General features: G+C 71.8%; 16 protein-coding genes. 5 read left to right on the top strand and 11 right to left on the bottom strand.

Annotated elements, in window-relative coordinates; translation table 11 throughout:
- Nucleotides 1-49 precede the first annotated feature (49 nt).
- Genes ACIBCT_RS23785 through ACIBCT_RS23775 form a run of 3 tightly spaced genes read right to left on the bottom strand, consistent with a single transcriptional unit; the run spans nucleotide 50 to nucleotide 3098 of the window.
- On the bottom strand, nucleotides 50-1762 hold the full coding sequence (locus ACIBCT_RS23785; RefSeq protein WP_399191949.1) for an MFS transporter: 1713 nt from the start codon (nucleotides 1760-1762) through the stop codon (nucleotides 50-52).
- A gap of 2 nt (nucleotides 1763-1764) precedes the next feature.
- Entirely contained in the window at nucleotides 1765-2448 is a 684-nt protein-coding gene (locus ACIBCT_RS23780; protein WP_399191947.1) for an LppX_LprAFG lipoprotein, read from the bottom strand.
- Nucleotides 2449-2507: 59 nt separating this feature from the next.
- Nucleotides 2508-3098, bottom strand: coding sequence for a MarR family winged helix-turn-helix transcriptional regulator (locus ACIBCT_RS23775; protein WP_399191945.1), 591 nt, complete (start codon nucleotides 3096-3098; stop codon nucleotides 2508-2510).
- A gap of 201 nt (nucleotides 3099-3299) precedes the next feature.
- Here ACIBCT_RS23775 and ACIBCT_RS23770 point away from each other — a divergent pair, with 201 nt between their 5' ends.
- The gene (locus tag ACIBCT_RS23770) at nucleotides 3300-4433 is read left to right on the top strand and encodes a cation diffusion facilitator family transporter (protein ID WP_399191943.1); all 1134 of its coding nucleotides are present in this window, start codon (nucleotides 3300-3302) and stop codon (nucleotides 4431-4433) included.
- A gap of 124 nt (nucleotides 4434-4557) precedes the next feature.
- On the opposite strand, the gene ACIBCT_RS23765 is transcribed toward ACIBCT_RS23770, so the two are convergent.
- The 6 genes from ACIBCT_RS23765 to ACIBCT_RS23740 all read right to left on the bottom strand — a co-directional run bounded on the left by ACIBCT_RS23765 (nucleotide 4558) and on the right by ACIBCT_RS23740 (nucleotide 11214).
- Nucleotides 4558-5964, bottom strand: a complete 1407-nt coding sequence (locus tag ACIBCT_RS23765) for an aminopeptidase P family protein (protein WP_399191941.1) — start codon at nucleotides 5962-5964, stop codon at nucleotides 4558-4560.
- 231 nt (nucleotides 5965-6195) lie between these two features.
- The gene (locus ACIBCT_RS23760; protein ID WP_399191939.1) at nucleotides 6196-7476 is read right to left on the bottom strand and encodes an ABC transporter substrate-binding protein; all 1281 of its coding nucleotides are present in this window, start codon (nucleotides 7474-7476) and stop codon (nucleotides 6196-6198) included.
- A gap of 4 nt (nucleotides 7477-7480) precedes the next feature.
- Nucleotides 7481-8608 carry a branched-chain amino acid ABC transporter permease gene (locus ACIBCT_RS23755; protein WP_399191937.1) on the bottom strand — a complete coding sequence of 376 codons (1128 nt, stop codon included), beginning with the start codon at nucleotides 8606-8608 and terminating at the stop codon, nucleotides 7481-7483.
- Nucleotides 8601-9491: a branched-chain amino acid ABC transporter permease gene (locus ACIBCT_RS23750; protein ID WP_399191935.1), complete on the bottom strand. Its 891-nt coding sequence runs from the start codon at nucleotides 9489-9491 to the stop codon at nucleotides 8601-8603. The genes ACIBCT_RS23755 and ACIBCT_RS23750 overlap by 8 nt, the downstream gene beginning before the upstream one ends.
- Nucleotides 9488-10321 carry an ABC transporter ATP-binding protein gene (locus ACIBCT_RS23745; RefSeq protein ID WP_399192267.1) on the bottom strand — a complete coding sequence of 278 codons (834 nt, stop codon included), beginning with the start codon at nucleotides 10319-10321 and terminating at the stop codon, nucleotides 9488-9490. The genes ACIBCT_RS23750 and ACIBCT_RS23745 overlap by 4 nt, the downstream gene beginning before the upstream one ends.
- Nucleotides 10322-10380: 59 nt before the next feature.
- Nucleotides 10381-11214 (bottom strand): ABC transporter ATP-binding protein, encoded by an 834-nt coding sequence (locus ACIBCT_RS23740; RefSeq protein ID WP_399191933.1) that lies wholly within the window; start codon nucleotides 11212-11214, stop codon nucleotides 10381-10383.
- Nucleotides 11215-11397: 183 nt separating this feature from the next.
- On the opposite strand from ACIBCT_RS23740, the gene ACIBCT_RS23735 reads away from it, so the two are divergent.
- Together ACIBCT_RS23735 and ACIBCT_RS23730 are read left to right on the top strand one after the other, a co-directional pair.
- A complete protein-coding gene (locus ACIBCT_RS23735; protein ID WP_344904129.1) occupies nucleotides 11398-12597 on the top strand; it encodes a helix-turn-helix domain-containing protein in 1200 nt (399 codons plus the stop codon).
- 93 nt (nucleotides 12598-12690) lie between these two features.
- Complete coding sequence (locus ACIBCT_RS23730) at nucleotides 12691-13119, top strand: CBS domain-containing protein (RefSeq protein WP_399191931.1); 429 nt, start codon at nucleotides 12691-12693, stop codon at nucleotides 13117-13119.
- A 182-nt stretch (nucleotides 13120-13301) separates the two neighbouring features.
- Here ACIBCT_RS23730 and ACIBCT_RS23725 read toward each other — a convergent pair whose 3' ends face one another.
- A complete protein-coding gene (locus ACIBCT_RS23725; RefSeq protein WP_399191929.1) occupies nucleotides 13302-16610 on the bottom strand; it encodes a S8 family serine peptidase in 3309 nt (1102 codons plus the stop codon).
- A gap of 382 nt (nucleotides 16611-16992) precedes the next feature.
- Between ACIBCT_RS23725 and ACIBCT_RS23720 the strand changes: the two genes are divergently transcribed.
- Nucleotides 16993-17256 (top strand): hypothetical protein, encoded by a 264-nt coding sequence (locus ACIBCT_RS23720; RefSeq protein WP_399191927.1) that lies wholly within the window; start codon nucleotides 16993-16995, stop codon nucleotides 17254-17256.
- Complete coding sequence (locus ACIBCT_RS23715; protein WP_326638573.1) at nucleotides 17253-17507, top strand: Smr/MutS family protein; 255 nt, start codon at nucleotides 17253-17255, stop codon at nucleotides 17505-17507. The genes ACIBCT_RS23720 and ACIBCT_RS23715 overlap by 4 nt, the downstream gene beginning before the upstream one ends.
- 175 nt (nucleotides 17508-17682) lie before the next feature.
- Here the strand turns inward: ACIBCT_RS23715 and ACIBCT_RS23710 are convergent, their stop codons facing one another.
- Complete coding sequence (locus ACIBCT_RS23710) at nucleotides 17683-17985, bottom strand: hypothetical protein (protein ID WP_399191925.1); 303 nt, start codon at nucleotides 17983-17985, stop codon at nucleotides 17683-17685.
- Between the last annotated feature and the right edge of the window lie 224 nt (nucleotides 17986-18209).

Raw genomic sequence — 18209 nt, 5'->3', positions numbered from 1 at the left:
CCATCGTCCGGTGGACTCCGGCGTCCGGTGAACTCCAGCGGGGCGGGGCTTACCTTCCGGGGGTCTCGCGCACCGGACCGGAGCCGGGCAGCAGCAGCGCGGTCAGCGCGCCCACCCCGCACAGGACGGCGGTGATCAGGAAGATCTCGCTGTACTCGGTGTGCAGCGCCGCCTTGATCGCCGCCTGGTACTCGGCCAGCCGGGTGGCGTACACGGCCGCGTCCACCCCGAACGGCAGGGGGGTGTCCAGGTCGGCGGTGAGGGACTGGAAGCGGTGGAAACCCCAGGCGGACAGGGCCGCGACACCGAGCAGCATGCCCATCATCCTGGCCACGACCACCGCGGCCGAGGACACCCCGTGCTGGGCGGCGGGGACGACGCGCAGCACCGCCGAGGAGATCGGCGCGATCACCAGGCCGAGGCCCAGACCGGCGACGACGAGGTCGACGTCCATCCGGTACCCGGCCGAGGCCAGGTCCAGCGGCCACTGGCCGATCCGCACGTACCCGGCCGCGGCCACCGCGAGCCCCGCCACGCACACCGCGCGCTCGCCGTACCGGCGGGAGAGGAACCCGCCCGCCACCGCGGCCACGGAGAGCGCGATCAGGAAGCGCGAGAGCACCAGGGCGCCGTCCAGGGCCGGCAGGTTCAGCAGCGTCTGCGCCGACAGCTGTACGTCGACCAGGGTGACCAGCAGCGCCGCGCCGGTCACGAAGGCGACCCCGAGCGTGGCGAAGAACGGGCGGCGCAGCGCCCCGGTCAGGTCGATCAGCCGGGTCCTGGCGCGCGCCTCCCAGACGGCGAACGCGGCACCGGACACCACCCCGGCGGCGATGGCGGGCAGGCCCCACGGCGGAAGGACGGCCCCGCCCGGGTCGGGGTTGTACAGCCCGACCACCAGCAGGCCCAGCGCGAGCGCCAGCAGCAGGCCGCCGACGACGTCGACGCGCTCGGCCTGGTCAGCGCCGTGGCCGTGGCGGGCCCGGTCGCGGGCGGGCGGCGGCACCGACCGCTGCACGGCGATCGCGGCCAGGGCCACCAGCGGAAGGTTCAGCCAGAAGATCGACCGCCAGCCGCCGAGCTGCACGCCGCCGAGCTGGAGGGTGGCCGGGACCAGCGCGGCCAGCGCGGCGCCGTACAGCGGGCCCAGCACGCTGCCGAGCTCCTGGGCCGAGCCCACCGCGCCGAGGGCCACCGGACGCTCGTCCTCCTCCCACAGGTCCCCGATCAGGGCCATGGTGATCGGCAGCAGCGCGCCGCCCGCGACGCCCTGCAGGGCCCGTCCCGCGACCAGCCAGGGCACGGTCTCGCCCAGCGCGGTGACGACCGAGCCCACGGCGAAACCGGCCAGACAGAGCTGGATGAGGGGGCGCCTGCCGTACCGGTCGGAGAGCCGGCCGAGCAGCGGCATGGCCGCGATGTAGCCGAGCAGGAAGCCGGTGACGATCGGGGTGGCCCGCTCCAGGTGGTTGAGCGGGACGTCGACGTCCCTGGCGATGTCGACGAGGACGGTGACCACGACGTACGCGTCCAGGGCGGCCAGCAGGACGGCGGTGCCGCCGACGCCGAGGGCGACCCGCCGCCTGGCCGCGGAGCCACGGCCCAGGGGGGCCGGGGAGGTGGGGGAGCCACTCCCGGAACCGTCGGCGCCACCCCCGGGCAGGGCGGAGCCGGTGAGGGAACCCTCGGGGGAGCCGAAGGAGCTGGGGGAGTCGGGGTCCGGGCGACGGTCCCCGGGGGCCCCGGGGGCGAGGTGGGACACCGTCACCCCGCCGGGGCGGTGATCTCGACCGGTACGTCGTAGTCGCCGAAGCCCACGATCACCTTGCCGCCGGTCAGCGGCAGGTCCGCCTTGATCAGCCGGGCGGTGGCCCGGTCCATCCACAGCGTCGCGTCGACGTTCTGCGCGATGCCGGGCACCATCGTGGCGAGCACCTGCTTGGAGAGGGTGGCCGTCACCCGGTAGACGTCGGCGCCGTCCAGGGTCTCGGCCGCCTGCGTCTTCGGGTTCTGCGCGGTGCCCAGGAGCTGCACCACGCCCCGGTCGGGGTCGAGGATGGCCGACGGGTCGTAGATCGCCGCCAGCTGGCTCCGTGACATCTTCTGGAAGCCGCCGGTCGCGCCCTTGAAGTGGACGGTCTCCCCGAGCAGCACGAAGCTGATCTCCTGCAGCGTGCCCAGCACGTCGACCTGGAGGGTGCCGTCCGCGTCACCGGTCCCCGTGAGGCGGCCGGAGGCCTTCTTGACCTGTACCGGCGGGGTGCCCTCGGTCTCCATCGAGAAGGTGACGGACTTCGCGGCGCGTGCCGCCTCCGCGGACTTCTTGACCAGTTCGGTACCGCTGGGAAGGGGCGCGGCCGTGGCGCCGGCTCCGCCTCCCCCGCTGCATGCGGTGATCAGGGAGAGCGCGGCGATCACCGCGGCGATGAGGATCCGGCGAGCAGGCATGGCCGGATCGTAGCCATCCCCCGGTCTACTCGTGGAGAACGGGGGGTATCGGTTTCGCGTCAGCGAATGCCCTTGAGGTGCTTGACCACGGGGGCGTACGCCGTCTCCAGCTCGATGAGCTGATCGTCGGTGAGCAGGTCGATGAAGTGCCGGCGCACGCTGCCGACGTGGTGCGGCGCGACCTTCTGGATGGTGGCCCAGCCGTGTTCGGTGAGCACGGCGAAGGTGCCGCGCCGGTCGTCGGCGCACGTCTCCCTGGCGACCAGGCCGGCGCTCTCCATCCGCGAGATCTGGTGCGACAGCCGGCTGCGGGACTGGATCGTGGCCTCGGCCAGGTCGCTCATCCGCATGCGGCGGTCGGCGATCTCCGACAGGTTCACCAGGATCTCGTAGTCGTTCAAGGAGAGCCCGAAGGGCTGTAACTCCCGGTCGAGGCGGTGTTCGAGAAGTTTGTGGGCGGCCAGATGGGCGCGCCATGCCCCCTGCTCGATCGGGGAGAGCCAGTGGGTCTCCTCACCGTCCACCGGTCGTTCACCCCTCTCGTCCACCGCTCCCGTGGCGCCGGTGGCCTCACCGGCCCCGGTGCTCTCGGTGGTCTCATCCCCCGGCCGACCACTCCGCTCGCCGGATGAGGCTTGCTTCACGGTCATAGATCAGAATCTACCTCACAGGATGCCGATCTTTCGTGGTCGCCGACATGGTGTTCCGGCGTCGATCATGTCGTGGATCACCGGATCCCATGGGCTCTGCCTGCCCGCTCGTTTCGTGTCATGTACGGATACGTATGGCGTCCCGCGGTGGTTCACGGCACCGCCGCCGGACGGGTCAGCGGGCGCACGTAGGGTGACCGCATGGGGGAGAACGCGGCGGGTACGGGTGCCGGGGCCGGGACCGGAGGGGGGACCGGGGGCGGGGCGGCGTCGGAGAGCCTGATCACGGTGGTCGTGGCGGGCCTGGCCAACCTGGCGATCGCCGTCGCCAAGCTGGTCGCCGGGCTGATCAGCGGCTCCTCGGCGATGCTGTCCGAGGCCGCGCACTCCGCCGCCGACACCCTCACCGAGGTGCTGCTGTACGTCGCGGTGCGCAGGGGCGGGCAGCCCGCCGACGCGCGGCACCCGTTCGGGCACGGCAGGGCCGGGTTCTTCTGGGGGCTGATGGCGGCCTTCGCCACCCTCGTCGGCGGGGCCGGGTTCTCCATCACCCACGGCGTGCACGAGATCGGCGCGGGCGAGAGGCTCAGCGATCTGACGATCTCGTACGTGGTCCTCGCGGTCTCGTTCCTGATCGAGGGGGTGTCGTTCCTGCGGGCCCTGGCGCAGGTGCGCGGCCAGGCCCGCCGGTACGAGGTGAGCCCCCGGCGGTACGTCACGAAGACCTCCGACACCGCGCTGAAGGCCGTGCTCTTCGAGGACGCCGCGGCCCTGGCCGGGCTGCTGATCGCCGGGGCGGGCCTGCTGGCCGCCGAGCTGACCGGCTCGTCCGTCTGGGACGGGGTCGCCTCCGTGCTGATCGGCCTGCTGCTCCTGTGGGTCGCGATCAACCTGATCCGGACCAACGTCTCGCTGCTGATCGGCCAGGCCGCGCCCGCGTCGATCGCCGAGCGGATCGGTGAGGAGATCCGGTCCATGCCCGAGGTCGAGAACGTGGTGGAGCTGCTGACCATGATGATGGGCCCGGGGGAGATCCTGGTCGCGGCCCGGATCGACTTCGTGGACGAGGCCACCGGGGCGAGCCTGGAACGGGCCGCCGACCGGGTGGAGGGCACGCTCAGGGAGCATTTCCCGCAGATCGTGCAGGTGTTCCTGGACCCCACCCCCGGCCTGGGTGCCCGGGAGAACCCGGACGCCGGAGACCGCTCGGGGACGCGCGACCGTTCGGGTGCCGGCCGTGACGGGCGGGGAGGGTGGGACGACCTGGAGAGCGGCGACGCCCCCGCGGACCCCGCGCCTCCGACCACGGACCGGCCCGTGAGGCCGCGCCGGTGACTGGACTGAGGAGCGAAGGAGCGAAGCGGATGAGCGACGAGGGAAGTCACCGGATAAGAGCGGCCTCACCGCGACGCGAAGCGTCGCCATAAGCAGGGCCTCACCGCGACGCGAAGCGTCGCCATCAACACAACCATTTCTCGATCTCGTCCGGGTGCCGGGGAAGACCCGAGGACAACATGTGGGCCCCGTCGGCGGTGATGACGAGGTCGTCCTCGATGCGCACCCCGATGCCGCGCAGTTCCGGCGGGAGCGTCAGGTCGTCGGGCTGTAGGTAGAGGCCGGGTTCGACGGTCAGCACCTGCCCCTCCTCCAGTACGCCGTCCAGGTAGACCTCGGAGCGGGCCCTGGCGCAGTCGTGCACGTCCATCCCGAGCATGTGGCCGCTGCTGCAGAGCGTGTAGCGCCGGTACAGGCCGCTGCCGGGTTCCATGGCCTCGTCCGCGCTGATCTTCAGCACGCCCCAGTCGTGCAGTCCCTCCGCGATGACCCGCATGGCCGCGCGGTGGAAGTCGCGGAAGCGCGCGCCGGGCCGCAGGGTGGCGATCGCCGCCTCCTGGGCCCGGTAGACCAGCTCGTAGACCTGGCGCTGGACCGGGTCGAAGCGGCCGGACAGTGGCAGGGTCCTGGTGATGTCGGCGGTGTAGAGGTGGTCGGTCTCCACGCCCGCGTCCAGGAGCAGCAGCTCGTTCTCGTTCAGCCGCCCGTCGTTGCGGATCCAGTGCAGCACGCACGCGTTCGCGCCGGAGGCCACGATGCTGTCGTAGCCGACCGCGTTGCCCTCCAGGCGGGAACGGAGCCCGAAGACCCCCTCCAGGTAGCGTTCGCCGCGCCGGTGCTCCAGGGCCGCGGGCAGCGCCCGTGCCACGTCCTCGAACCCCCGGACGGTCGCCTCCACCGCGAACCGGAGCTCGGCGATCTCCCACTCGTCCTTGATCAGCCGCATCTCGGACAGGAACGTCTCCAGTTCGGCGTCCCCGTCGTGGGGGGCGACGCGCCTGTCGACCGAGACGTCCACCCCGCGCAGCACCCGCGCGGGCCCGCCGAGCAGGTCGTCCAGCCGGTCGATCGGCGCGCAGGCGATCTGCAGGAGCGCCTCGGCCTCCGCCAGGTCGGGACGCCGTCCCACCCAGAACTCGCCGTGGCGGCGGTCGCGGTAGAACTCCTGGCCGGCCTCGCCGGGCGCCGAGCGCGGCGAGCGGGGGCGCAGGAACAGCACGGCCTCCCCGGAGGGTTCGACGACCAGCACGTCGTCGGGCTCCTGGCCGCCGGTGAGATGGGCGAACGCGGTGTGCGCCCGGAACCGGTGGTCGGAGTCGTTGCTGCGCGTCGTGAGCGTGCCGGAGGGGATGACGAGCCGTTCGCCGGGGAACCGGGCGGCGAGCGCGGCGCGGCGCTTGGCGGTGTAGGAGACCTGCGGAAGCGGCGCCAGGTCGTCGCGGTGGGTGTCGGCCCAGCCGGTCGTCATGAACGCGGCGAGTGCGTCGGAGACCGGCAGGTCGTGGCTACCGATATTGAGCTTTTGGGTCATTTTGTCCCCGGGAGCGAAGGTCTGCGTGTGCCGTCCACGCTAACCGGAGCGCCACGGCCGCGCATCCCCGGTGATGCACGACCGCGACGCGGCCCGTTCCCCGATCCGTACCGGACGGCCCGTTCCCGATCCGTACCCGGAACCGTGCCCGGCCGGTGCCCGTCCGACGGCCTGATCGGCCTGATCGGCCGATCCGGCCGGTCCGGTCGGCGCCCGGCCGGGGCCCGCCGGTCAGCCGACCGGCACCTGGTACTCCTTGGCCAGGTCGGAGGTGGCGGCCTCCTTGAAGATCTTCGCGCCGCCCAGGGCCTCCTTGTCCGGCTTGACGACGTACGACAGCAGCGAGGCGGGCCTGTCGAACGAGGTGAAGTCCATCACGGCGCCGAACTCCTCGCCCCAGGCCGACTGGCTGCGGTGCGCGGCCACCACGCCGGCCCGGCTCAGGTCCTTGTTCTCGCAGGCCTTTCTGAGCGCGTCGACCACGATCGCCGCCGACGAGTAACCGGCGGCCACGCCGCTGTCGATCGCGGTGTCGGGGTACTTCGCGGCGTAGTCGGCGGCCAGCTTCTTCATGGCGGCGTTGTCGGCGCTGATCGGCGTGCCCGCGGTCATGAAGTAGAAGTCCTTCAGCAGCGCGGGCCCGGCCGGGGTGGGCAGCAGCTGCGGGGAGTAGGCCGAGTTGCTGCCGACGAACGGCACGTCCATGCCCTTGGCCAGCGAGACACCGACGAGCGAGGCGGTCTGCCGGGGCCCGACCGAGACCAGGATGGCCTTGACGCCCTCGGCCTTGAACGCCGCGACCTGGGCGCTCATGTCCTGGTCGGTGGCCTTGATCTTCTGCTCCACCAGGGTGAGCCCGAGCTTGCCGGTGGCGAACTTGGACCCGTTCAGCGCGCTCTCGCCGTAGTCGCCCTCGAAGTACAGGTGGCCGATCTTGTCCCCGGACTTGACGCCCTTCTCCTTGGTCAGGAAGTCGACCGCGTTGATCATGTCGATGTCGTACGTCGTCCCGGTGACCTGGATCGGCTTGCTGCCCAGCAGCGCGGTCGCCCAGGCCTGCGGGATGGTGAGCATCTGGTCGGCCTCGAGGCGCTGCTTGATGGCGTTGACCATCGGCGAGCCCACGACGTGGGCCAGCGCCACCGTCCGGGGGGCGATCTCGGTGTAGGTCGCGACCGCCTTCTGCGCGTCGTAGCCGTGGTCGCGCACCAGGGCCTCCAGCTGCCGCCCGCACACGCCCCCGGCCGCGTTCGCCTGCTCGAAGTACAGCTGCTGGGACTGGGTCAGGCTCTTGCCGAACGAGGCGTACGGGCCGGTGAGGTCGGTCATCAGACCGAGAGTGATCTTGTCCGCGGTGACGCCGGGACCGGTCTTCACACCGTCCCCCCCGACGGCGGAGGGGGCGGCGCCCCCGCTGCCCCCGGTGGCCTTCTCGCTGGCGCACGCGGTGACGGCCAGGGCCAGGACGGCGAGCGCCGCCATGCGCCGGACCGGGGTTCTCGAGTTTCGCATGTGATCAGTTCCTTGGGTCGGGGGACGGGGCGGGAGAGGGGGACAGCGGGGCCTGCCTCGCGGGTGCGGCGGTGCCGGCCCGCCCTCGCAGGGCGAGACCGGCCCGCCTGGCGAGGCCGAGCAGCCCGCCGGGCAGGAAGAGCACGATGACGACGACGGCGGCGCCGTACAGGATGCGGGCCGCCTCGGCGGGGGAGACCCCACCGGATCCAGGCTCGGCCACCAGCGGCAGGGCGTCGCTGTAGCGGCTGAGCACCTGCGGGAGCATCGAGATGAAGAAGGCGCCGATGACCGCGCCCGCGACGGAGCCGAGCCCGCCGATGATGATCATCGCGAGGTAGTCGAGGGAGAGCAGCAGGCCGAAGTAGTCCGGTACGGTCCGCTGGAAGACCAGGGCGACCAGCACCCCGGCCAGCCCGGCGTACATCGACGAGAGCACGAACACCCCGGCGCGGTAGCGCGCCACCGGCACGCCCATCACCCCGGCGGCGATCTCGTGGTCGCGGATGGTGTTCATGGCCCGTCCGGGCCTGCCGCGCAGCACGCCGCGGGCGAACAGCGCCGCGCCGGTCAGCAGGACCAGCCCCAGGAACCAGAGCCGTTCCAGCGCCCCGAACGGCACCTGGGCGATCACCAGCTCGGGGGTGTCGGCGAAGACGAGCCCGAACAGCTCCATCGGCGGCACCGGGCGCCCGTTGTAGCCGCCCGTCACGGGTTCGGCGTTGAACAGCACGTGCTGGCCGACGAAGATCAGCGCCAGGGTCGCGATGCCCAGGTAGGCGCCCTTCAGGCGGCCGGCGATGGGGCTGAACAGCCCGCCGGCCGCGCCCGCGGCCACCACCGCGAGCAGCGCGGCCAGGGGGGTGGGCAGGCCCAGGCCGCCGAGGGCGTGCGCGCCGCCCTCGGGCTCGGAGGAGAAGTAGACGTAGGCGTACGCGCCGACCGCGAGGAAGAACGCGTGGCCCATGGACAGCTGGCCGGTGGCACCCGTCAGCAGGTTGATGCCGATCGCCCCGATCGCGGCCGACATCGCGAAGAGACCGGCCTGCAGCCAGAAGCCCTCCAGGTAGAACGGCACGGCGACCGCCACCGCGGCCAGCGCGACGCAGGCGAGGATGACCTTCTTAGACACGCGCCAGCTCCCTCGTCCCGAACAGCCCCGCGGGGCGGATGAGCAGGACCACGATCATCACGAGGAACGGGGCGACGTCGCCGATGCCCCGTCCCAGGAAGGCCAGGTCGTTCTGGTAGCCGCTCATCATGGCCTCGGTGACGCCGATGATGAGCCCGCCGGCCAGTGCCCCGGTGGTGGAGTCCAGGCCGCCGAGGATCGCCGCGGGGAACGCCTTCATCGCCGCGAACGTGGTGCTGCGGTCCAGCCCGGGGGTGGGGAAGACGCACAGGAAGAGCGCGGCGACCGCGGCGAGCGCACCCGCCACGGCCCAGGCCCCCATCGAGACCCGCCCGCGCCGCACGCCCATCAGCGCGGCGGTCTCGGAGTCCTCGGCGGTGGCCCGCATGGCGATGCCCCAGTTGGTGTACTTGAAGGCCAGCAGGAACGCGGTTATCAGGGCGGCGGCCACTCCCAGGGCGACCACCCGGGTCTGCGCGACGCTGACCTCCCCCAGGTGCAGCACCCGGTCGCGCCACGGGTCGCCCAGGGCGAGCACGTCGGTGCCGATCCGCCGGGTCAGCTCGGTGACGAGCACGATGTCGACGCCGATCGTCACGATCGCCAGGACGCTGTGCGAGGTGACGTTCGCCCGGCGGATGATGAGGAACTCGATCAGCGCGCCCACCACGGCCGCCACGGTGACGCCCAGCGCCAGGGCCGCCCAGAAGCCGACCGACGGGTGCAGCTTGGCGACCACGAAGCCGCCGACCAGCAGCAGCGAGGCGTGCGCGAAGTTCACCACCTCGGTCGCCTTGAAGATGATGACGAAGCCCAGGGCGATGAGCGCGTAGACGGCCCCGACGGAGATCCCGTTCACCAGGAGCTCAAGAAAAGTGATCATGAAGTGACCCCTCCGGTCCCGTCCGCGCCGTCGATGCCGTCGATGGTGACGCTCTCGGCCGCCGCGCCCAGGTAGGCGCGGACGACGCCGGGGTCGTTCTGCACCTCGGCGGGCGTCCCGTCGGCGATGCGCCTGCCGAAGTCCAGGACGGTCACCGCGTCGGCGAGCCGCATGACCATCCCCATGTCGTGCTCGACCAGCAGGATCGAGATGCCGAGGCTCTCGCGCACCGCCATGATCAGCTCGGCCATGTCGCGCCGCTCGCCGCCGTTCATCCCGGCCACCGGCTCGTCCAGCAGCAGCAGCCGCGGCTCCATGCACAGGGCCCGGGCCAGCTCCACGCGTTTCTGCACCCCGTACGGCAGGAGCCCGACCGGGGTGGCGAGCCGCTCGGCGAGCCCGACGAACGTGGCGATCTCGGTCACCCGTTCGCCGTGCGCGGCGGCCTCGCGGCGGGCCGACGGCAGCCGCAGCCCGGACGAGACGAACCCGGCGCGGGTCAGCCGGTGACGGCCGAGCATGAGGTTGTCGCGTACCGACAGGTGCGCGGAGAGCGCGATGTTCTGGAAGGTGCGCGCCACGCCCAGGGCGGCGATACGGTGCGGGGCCAGCGCGGTCAGCTCGGCGTCGCCGAACCGCACGCTGCCCGAGGTGGCGCGGTAGACGCCCGACAGCACGTTGAAGCAGGTCGACTTGCCCGCCCCGTTGGGCCCGATCACCGCGTGCACGCTGCCCGGCTCGACGGTGAAGCCGACCGCGTCCAGCGCGGTGAGCCCGGCGAACCGCACCGTGACGTCGCGGACCTCCAGCCGGGGGACGGAGTCCTCCATACCGCCTGGTTGGTATGTCGTGCTCACGCCGGTTCCCCCGCCCGTCCCGGTCGCCTCGGTCACGACGACCACCTCGCCAGGACCGGGCGGGACGACGCGGCGGCCCGGCCGGTCGCGGGCAGTTCCTCGGGGGCGTCCTCGATGCCCAGGTAGCGGCGGCGCACCTCGTCGCTGGCGGCGAGCTCGGCGGCCGGTCCGGAGAGCACCACCTCGCCCACCTCCAGTACGTAGGCGTGCGAGGCGAGCGTCAGGGCCATCGCGGCGTTCTGCTCGACCAGCAGGACCGTGGTGCCCCGGGCGTTGATCTCACGGACGGTGTCGGCGATCCGGGCGGCCATCATCGGGGCCAGGCCGAGGGTGGGCTCGTCCAGCAGGAGCATCCTGGGGGAGGCCATCAGCGCCCGGCCGATGGCGAGCATCTGCTGCTCGCCGCCGGACAGCAGCCCGGCGCGCTGCCCGGCGCGCTCGGCCAGGACAGGGAAGAGCGTGAGCACCTCCCGCCTGGCCTCGGCCGCGGCGCGCCGGTCGGGAGCGCCGAGCGCGCCGGCCCGCAGGTTCTCCTCCACGGTCATCCGGGCGAACACCCGCCGTCCCTCGGGAACCTGGACGACGCCGCCGGCCACCACCGACGAGGTGGCGGCCCCGGACAGGCGCTTCCCGCCGAAGGCGATCTCGCCGGAGGTGATCCCGCCCCGGTGGAACCTCAGGGTGCCCGACACCGCGCGCAGCAGGGTGGACTTCCCCGCGCCGTTGCCGCCGAGCACCGCGACGACCGAGCCGCGCGGGACGTCCAGCGAGACACCCCGCAGGGCAAGGACCGGGCCGTAGCTCACCGCCAGATCCCTGACGACCAGCCCGGAGTCCCCGGGCGGGCGAGGGTCGTGCACGTCCATGTTCTGCCTCCTGACAGCCGATGAACGCACCCAACCGAGGCGGTTCACCGGCGTCCAGAGGCGGGCGTGAAGTCGGGGCGGGCGCCCAGGCCGGACGGGTGCGGGTTGTGCACCGGCACAACCCCTCATCACGAAACAGAACAGAACCTTGTTCCGTACGTGTTCTGCTGACACCATCACCGGATGGGGACCCGGCCCGTCACCGACGACGAAGTACGCAGGATCATGCGGCTGGCCGCTCGCAGGCTGCTGCTGAGACTTCCCGAGCTGACCGACGAACTCGTCGCCAAGATCCGCGACACCGACGAGGCCTATCGCCGGATGGTACCGACCGACGACCACTGGCAGAGCGTGTACGAGGCGATGCGCGACGGCATCGGAGCCATTCTGCTCCCCAGGCCGGAACGGCGCGACCTGCCCCAGGCGGAGAAGACCGCCCGCCGCAGGGCCGAGCAGGGCCTGCCCATGGACTCACTGCTGCGCAGCTACCGCCTCTCGGCGCAGGTGATGTGGGACGGACTCATCGACGTCGTCGCCGAGGAGGACTCCGACAGCCTGCCCGTGCTCATCCGCAGCGCCACCAAGGTCTGGCACGCCATCGATCGGCAGGCCATCGCCGCCGCCGAGGCCTATCGAAGACGGGAGGCCGAGATGTTCGGCCGCACAGCCGAAAGGGTCCAGTCCCTGCTGGACGCGCTCCTGGAGGACCGGGCCGACGCCGCCCTGGTCCGCAGCGCCGCCGCCGCGCTCGACCTGCCCGAGCTGGGCCGGTACGCCGTCGTCATCACCCGGCTGCCCGGCCGGCACGACCACGGCGACGACGAGCCTCGGCCGACCTCGCTGGGCACGATGCGGCTGCTGTGGCGGATGCGCCCCGACTACGAGGTCTCGGTGGTGCTGCTGCACGAGGCAGGCATGGACGACCTGGCCGGAGAGCTGCGCCCGCACGTCACCGGCTGCGCCGGGATCAGCCCGGTCGTCGAGGGGCTGGCCGAGCTGGGCCGCGCCCGGCGGCTCGCCGAGCTGGCCCTGCGGACCTGCGTGGGCGACGGCCCGGAGATCGCCCGGCTGGAGGACCGGCTGCCCGCCGCGCTCGTGGTCAGCCAGCCCGAGCTCGCCGGCCATCTCAGCGGGGCCGTGCTCAGCCCCATCCTCGCCCTCGACCAGGCCGACCGCGAGGTGCTGCTCGGCACCCTGGAGGCGTGGCTGCGCTGCGAGGGCTCGGCCATGCGCGCGGCCGGGCAGCTCTACTGCCACCGCAACACGGTCTTCAACCGCATCCGCCGCATCGAGCAGCTCACCGGGCGCTCGCTGGCACGCCCGCTGGACATCGTGGAGCTCACCCTGGCCCTCGACGCGGTACGGCTGCTACCCGTAACGTAACAATCACACCCTTTGCTCCTTCGGACGCTTAGCCCGAGGCTCGATCGGGCAAAGGAAAGGGATACCCGCGCCAGGCGAACCGAGGTGGTGTCGATGCTGATCGGTACGATTCTGCAAGGCAAGGGGACGCAGGTGGCGACCGTGCGCCCGGACGCGACGGTCACAGAGCTCCTGGCCGTTCTGGCCGGGAACAACATCGGCGCCGTGGTGGTGTCCGAGGACGGCGAGTCGATCGCCGGCATCGTCTCCGAGCGCGACGTGGTGCGGCGGCTGCACGACCGCGGCGCGGGCGTGCTGGACGACGCGGTCTCGTCCATCATGACGACCGAGGTCCGTACCTGCCCTCCGGACGCCGACGTCGAGGACCTGCGCCAGACCATGACCACGCACCGCATCCGGCACGTGCCGGTCGTCGACTCCGGCCGGCTGGCCGGGATCGTGAGCATCGGCGACGTGGTCAAGAGCTCGATCGAGGCCCTGGAGAGCGAGAAGGCCTACCTGGTCGACTACCTCCAGCACTGATCCCGCGGCCCGTAGCGCCCGTCCCGGGCACGGCCGGCCGGGACGGGCCCGCGAGCGGTCCACGAGCGGTCCACGAGGGCCCCTGGCCGGTCCGCGGCAAGGCCCGCAAGGCCGCCGGGGCACGGAGACGACGAACGGGCCCGGCGCCTCGCGCCGGGCCCGTCGCACGTGCTGCTCCGCCCCTACTGCACGGTGATCCTGTCGACCTCGATGGTCACGCCCTTGACCTGCGGTGTCGACGTGCCCGTCGTCACCGTCCCGGCCCCGGGACTGACGCCCTTGATCTTCATCGTGTAGCTCAGGGTGCCGCCCGGAGCGCCGGGCGTGCTGGTCACCCGGAGGTCCTGGGTCGGCGGGCCGCTGATCTGGCCGCCGGCCGTGCCTTCGGCGTTCTCGGCGCCCACGGTCAGGCCGTAGCCCGCCGGGGGGTCACCGGGCAGGTTCTCCGGGTCGTAGGTGTAGGTGATGTCCTCGGTCCCGTTGAGCCCGATCCACTGCTGGAACACCTTGGTGTCGGTGGTGCCGTACGGGTTGACCCGCCACTCGACGACGAGCCAGTCGCTCACGCCGTCGGTGAGGGTCCCGACGTAGACGCCCGGCGTGCCGGTGCCGTCCAGGTCGGTCCAGTACGGGGCCAGCACGTTGTTCGGGGGCGCCGGATCGGGGAGGGTCTGCGGCTGGAACGAGATGTCGGTCGCTCCCGCGCTGCCTCCGGCGATCGTGTACCCGTTGGAGACGACGCCGATCCTGGTGTAGGTCCTGCCCGCGTACTGGAAGGCGGGAACGGTGAAGTTGAGCGCCTGCTCGTCACCGATCGGCGTCGGGGCGATGCCGAAGGCGTCGAGGGGCAGGTACGGTGCGGGGCCGGTGCCCGGGGCGATGCCCGGCCTGTCCGGCTGCCTGGCCGCCAGGGTGGTCTTGGCCGTCGCGATCTGGGTGCCGATCTTGGCGGCGCCGGTGACCGAGTTCAGCCGCAGCTTGGAGTCCAGCGTGCTGACCGCGGTGACCTCGGCGTCCTCGAGGGTCTCGTTCTTCACGGTGACCGTGCAGGTGGACTCGCCGGTGTTGCGCGCGATGGTGGCCGGGACGCAGGTCTGGTCCACCGGGATGGCGCCCTCCTTGCGGAAGAACGCGACCGGCAGGTGCAGTTTGCGGGAGCCGCCGACCTGCTTGAGGTCCACCTGGCCGAAGTACTGGCCCTCGGGCAGGTCCGGAGCGGTGATGACCACCTTGAACGTGGCGGTCTTGCCCGGCTTCACGCTCAGCAGCGGCGGCAGCACCGTGATGTTGGCGCCGCTGACGGTCTTGCCCGTGGCCGTGAAGATGAGCGTCTTGTCCGTGACGTTGGTGACCTTCCGCTCGGCGGTGATGAGACCCGGCATGATCGGGGCGTTCACCGACGGCAGGTTCAGGTCGATGCGGTTCAGCGGGTCGGCGGCCGAGGCCGCGAAGTTCGCGCCGGTCTCGTCCAGGGTGAGGCCGGGGTCGCCGGCCTTGGTCAGGTCGATGCGGCCGCCGCCGGTGTCGAACGGGTCGGCCGGGGTGACGCGGTCCTGCTTGGTGACCGAGGTCTTGGCCGTCGTCTCCAGCGCGGACTTCACCTGGCCGGGGGTCCAGTCCGGGTGCAGCGCGAACAGCAGCGCAGCCGAGCCCGCGACGTGCGGCGACGACATCGAGGTCCCGGAGATGGCCTGGTACAGGTTGCCCTGCGGGCCACCGGCCGGGTCCTCCAGGGTCGGCGTCTGACCGGCCAGGATGTGCAGGCCGGGAGCGGTGACGTCCGGCTTGAGGAAGTCGCCGCCGGGGCCGCGGGAGGAGAACGTGGTGATCGCGTCGCCCTGCCAGGTCGTCTTGGTGCCCTGGGTGAACGAGGCCGTCGCTCCGGGGTTGGCCGTCAGGAACGCCAGCAGCGCGTCCCCCTCGGGCTTGTCGATGTGCACCGACGGGAGCCAGTGGTTGTCGGTCATCACGTCGAGCGGGCTGGAGTTGTACAGGATCATGCCGGCCGCGCCGCCCTGCTTGACGTTGTAGCCCTTCATGACCCGGCCGGGGCCGCGCTCGCAGACGACGATCTTCCCGGTGAACAGCCCGGCGGGCGCCGGGGCCTCACAGAGCGGGTCGGAGTACGGCGGCGCCGAGGCGAGCACCAGCGGCAGCGGCGTGGGCAGGCCGGGCGTGATGGAGGCGCCCTTGAGCGTGGCCGTCGCGCCGCCGGAACCGGCCAGCGTGATGGTCGACTGGAAGGTCCTGGTCTGGGTGGAGGCGGCCACCGTCGTCACCCACGGGGAGACGTGGTTGACCGTCGCCGCGCCCGGCCCGGCGTTGCCCGCCGAGGCCGACACGAGCACGCCCGCCGCGTACGCGTCCAGGAAGGCCAGCTCCACCGGGTCGCTGTAGGGGGAGGTGCCGCCGGAGATCGAGAAGTTGATCACGCGGACGCCGTCGAGGATGGCCCGGCCGACCGCCTGGGCGGAGTCGGAGGGGAAGCAGCCCTCGACGCCGCAGACCTTGTAGACCGACACGTGCGCCGCCGGGGCGATGCCGTGGATCGGTCCGCGGCTGATGCCCAGCGGGTTGGCGTCGGCCACCGGGCCGCCCGCCGAGGTGGTCGCGGTGTGGGTGCCGTGGCCGTTGGAGTCGCGGGCGCTGTCGGGGTAGACCTCGCCGGGGTAGATCGCGTTGTAGGTCTCCAGGAACGGCGCGCCGCCGATGACCTTCCGGTTACAGGTGAACGGGTCGGCCGCGGGGGTCAGCGGGTTGTCGCCGAAGTCGCAGACGCGCGGGGTGCCGTCCTTGGTCGGAGGCACGGCGGGCAGCGTGCCCGGGTCGGCGAACTGGGGGTGCTCCGGCCAGGCACCGGAGTCCAGGATGCCGACGACCACGCCCTTGCCGGACGAGGAGCTGCCGCCCAGCTTGTTGTAGATCGAGGGCGCGCCGATGAACTCCGGGCTGGAGTCGGTCAGCAGCTGCTCGGGCTTGTCCTCCTGGACCGCGGCCACACCGGGAAGCCTGAGCAGGGCCGCCGCCTTGTTGGCGGGCAGGCGCAGCGCGATGCCGCCGTAGACGGTCCGCAGCTTCTGGCCCGCCTTGGCCGTGGGAACGTTCCTCGCCAGCGCGGCCAGGAAGCCGTTCTCCACGTCCTCGATGTGCTTCTGGTACTTCTTGGCGTCGCCGCTCTTGACGTCGAGTGCCCTCCCGGTCTTGGCCGGGCTCGTCGCCGGAAGCCCCTTCAGGCCACCCTGGTAGGCGGCGAAGGAGTCGTAGTCGAGCTTCACCATCACGTTGACCGTGGCGCCCGAGGTGGACTTCAGCAGCCCCTCGTCACTCCGGGCGAGCCTGCCGGTCGGGGACTTCGCGCCCTGTACCGGCTCACCCCCGGTCAGGGGGGTCGCCGTCCACTTGGTGGACGGCGTGGGGGTGGGGGTGGGATCGGCGTTCGCCGGCGGCGCCATCGCCGCGACGAGCCCGACGCCGGCGGCGAGCACCGCCACGCGCCTGATCCTCGGTAAGTGGGGCTTCCTGGTCAACGGACCTCCCTGTTGGAACGTGAACAGCTCACGCGGCAGGGAGGGGGGACGGTCACCCGCGTGCCCGGGGCAGGGCATGCCTGGCAAGGCCTCGACCCTCCCCGTCGGGTGACGCGACCGGCCGCCCACGAGGAGCGGCCGATCATCAGAGGGAGCCTAACCAGAGAGGATTTATTTGCCTAGATCGTGAAATTGACACAATCAACCAATTAATTGGTCAGATTTCAGTGCAGACTCCTGCGGGGTTCCGGGAGAACGTGTTCGGGCTTGATGAGAGCCTTTTGTGTCGCTTTTGTCCGAGCGTGCGCCTGTACCGCGATTTCGGCCGGGTTCCACGTTCCCGTCCTTGGCGGACGCACGGTCCACGGCGACCGGGAAGGCCCGCAGCGCCGTCCGCGCCGTCCGCGCCGTCTACGTCGTCTACGTCGTCCACGTCGTCCACGTCGTCCACGTCGTGCCCGCGGGTCCGCCCCCCGCCCGCGCCGGTCTCGCGGGCCGTACGCCACCTGTCCGTGACGGCTCGCAGGCCGTACCCTGGAGGGCGCCGGTCTTCCGCCGGCATCGGTGTCACGTCCGGCCCCCGGGCCTGGCGGTGAAGGGGACGGTGTGAAGCTCAAGCTGGATCTGCACCCCATCTACAACCGGGGCGGGGAGATCGACAAGGCGTTGCGGGGCGTCATCGACGAGGCCATCAGGAAGAAGGCCACCGAGGTCGAGATCATCCCCGGCAAGGGCTCGGGCCAGCTCAAGAAGAAGGTCCTGCGTTTCCTGGAGCAGAAGGAGATCAAGGCCCTCTACCACCGCATCGACAAGGACGCCAAGAACCACGGCCGGCTCTTCGTCTACTTCCGCTACAAGTAGGAAGGACGGGTCTCCGGCCCGCGGAGACCCGTCGTGAACCGCGTCCGACCCGGGTTCCTCGTCCCTCCGGGTCTCATCGAGTCGCGGGCGATTCCGTTGTGACGTGCCCCGCGTGTGCCCTGCGCGGCAGCGTGATGAGGCTCTGCTGAGTACCGGTCTTCAGGGCAGAGACCTGTCAGTGCTGCGCAACGTACGGCTCCCACAGAGCGCCGAGCACCGCCACGGCCGCGAAGGCGATGAGCTGCACGACCACGATGCCGTTACGTCGGCGCCGCCAGGCGGCAACCACGGTAACGATCAAGATCAGGGCCACGACTGCGAAGGAGCCGTAGGCGACGGTGGAGCGAAAGGCCATCTCCGCCTGCCACTGCGCGGGAGAGGGGTCTCCGCCCGAGCAGAGCACGGTGGCGCCGTCGCACAGCACGCCCCGGTTGCGTGCCCGGTCGATGGCGAACCCCGCAGCCGTCAACAGAGCCACGTCCCCGATCAGGACCGCGACACTGGCGCCGATGCGCCCGGTCAAGTCGTCCGTCTTCACGGGCAAAGCCTAGAGGCCGCGCGGATCCGGCGTGTATCCCGGAGCCGGTCGTCGTCCCCGTCCCCACAGTCCGAGCCGACGCCGACAACTTCATCGCGGCGGCGATCAGGTGCGTCACACCGTCGTAGTCGGCCGGAGGTCGTTCGCCGGACTCCTCCGGGGGC

This window comes from Streptosporangium sp. NPDC050855 (assembly GCF_044456585.1).
Classification (GTDB): Bacteria; Actinomycetota; Actinomycetes; order Streptosporangiales; family Streptosporangiaceae; genus Streptosporangium; species Streptosporangium longisporum.
Note: the sequence above shows the minus strand (reverse complement) of the source record. Positions and strands in the feature narration are given on the sequence as shown.

Coding starts and splice junctions, on each gene's coding strand:
- ACIBCT_RS23780 (WP_399191947.1), bottom strand. CDS start 2,448: ATGCCTGCTCGCCGGATCCTCATCGCCGCGGTGATCGCCGCGCTCTCC.
- ACIBCT_RS23760 (WP_399191939.1), bottom strand. CDS start 7,476: ATGCGAAACTCGAGAACCCCGGTCCGGCGCATGGCGGCGCTCGCCGTC.
- ACIBCT_RS23775 (WP_399191945.1), bottom strand. CDS start 3,098: ATGACCGTGAAGCAAGCCTCATCCGGCGAGCGGAGTGGTCGGCCGGGG.
- ACIBCT_RS23735 (WP_344904129.1), top strand. CDS start 11,398: ATGGGGACCCGGCCCGTCACCGACGACGAAGTACGCAGGATCATGCGG.
- ACIBCT_RS23740 (WP_399191933.1), bottom strand. CDS start 11,214: ATGGACGTGCACGACCCTCGCCCGCCCGGGGACTCCGGGCTGGTCGTC.
- ACIBCT_RS23765 (WP_399191941.1), bottom strand. CDS start 5,964: ATGACCCAAAAGCTCAATATCGGTAGCCACGACCTGCCGGTCTCCGAC.
- ACIBCT_RS23730 (WP_399191931.1), top strand. CDS start 12,691: ATGCTGATCGGTACGATTCTGCAAGGCAAGGGGACGCAGGTGGCGACC.
- ACIBCT_RS23750 (WP_399191935.1), bottom strand. CDS start 9,491: ATGATCACTTTTCTTGAGCTCCTGGTGAACGGGATCTCCGTCGGGGCC.
- ACIBCT_RS23745 (WP_399192267.1), bottom strand. CDS start 10,321: ATGGAGGACTCCGTCCCCCGGCTGGAGGTCCGCGACGTCACGGTGCGG.
- ACIBCT_RS23770 (WP_399191943.1), top strand. CDS start 3,300: ATGGGGGAGAACGCGGCGGGTACGGGTGCCGGGGCCGGGACCGGAGGG.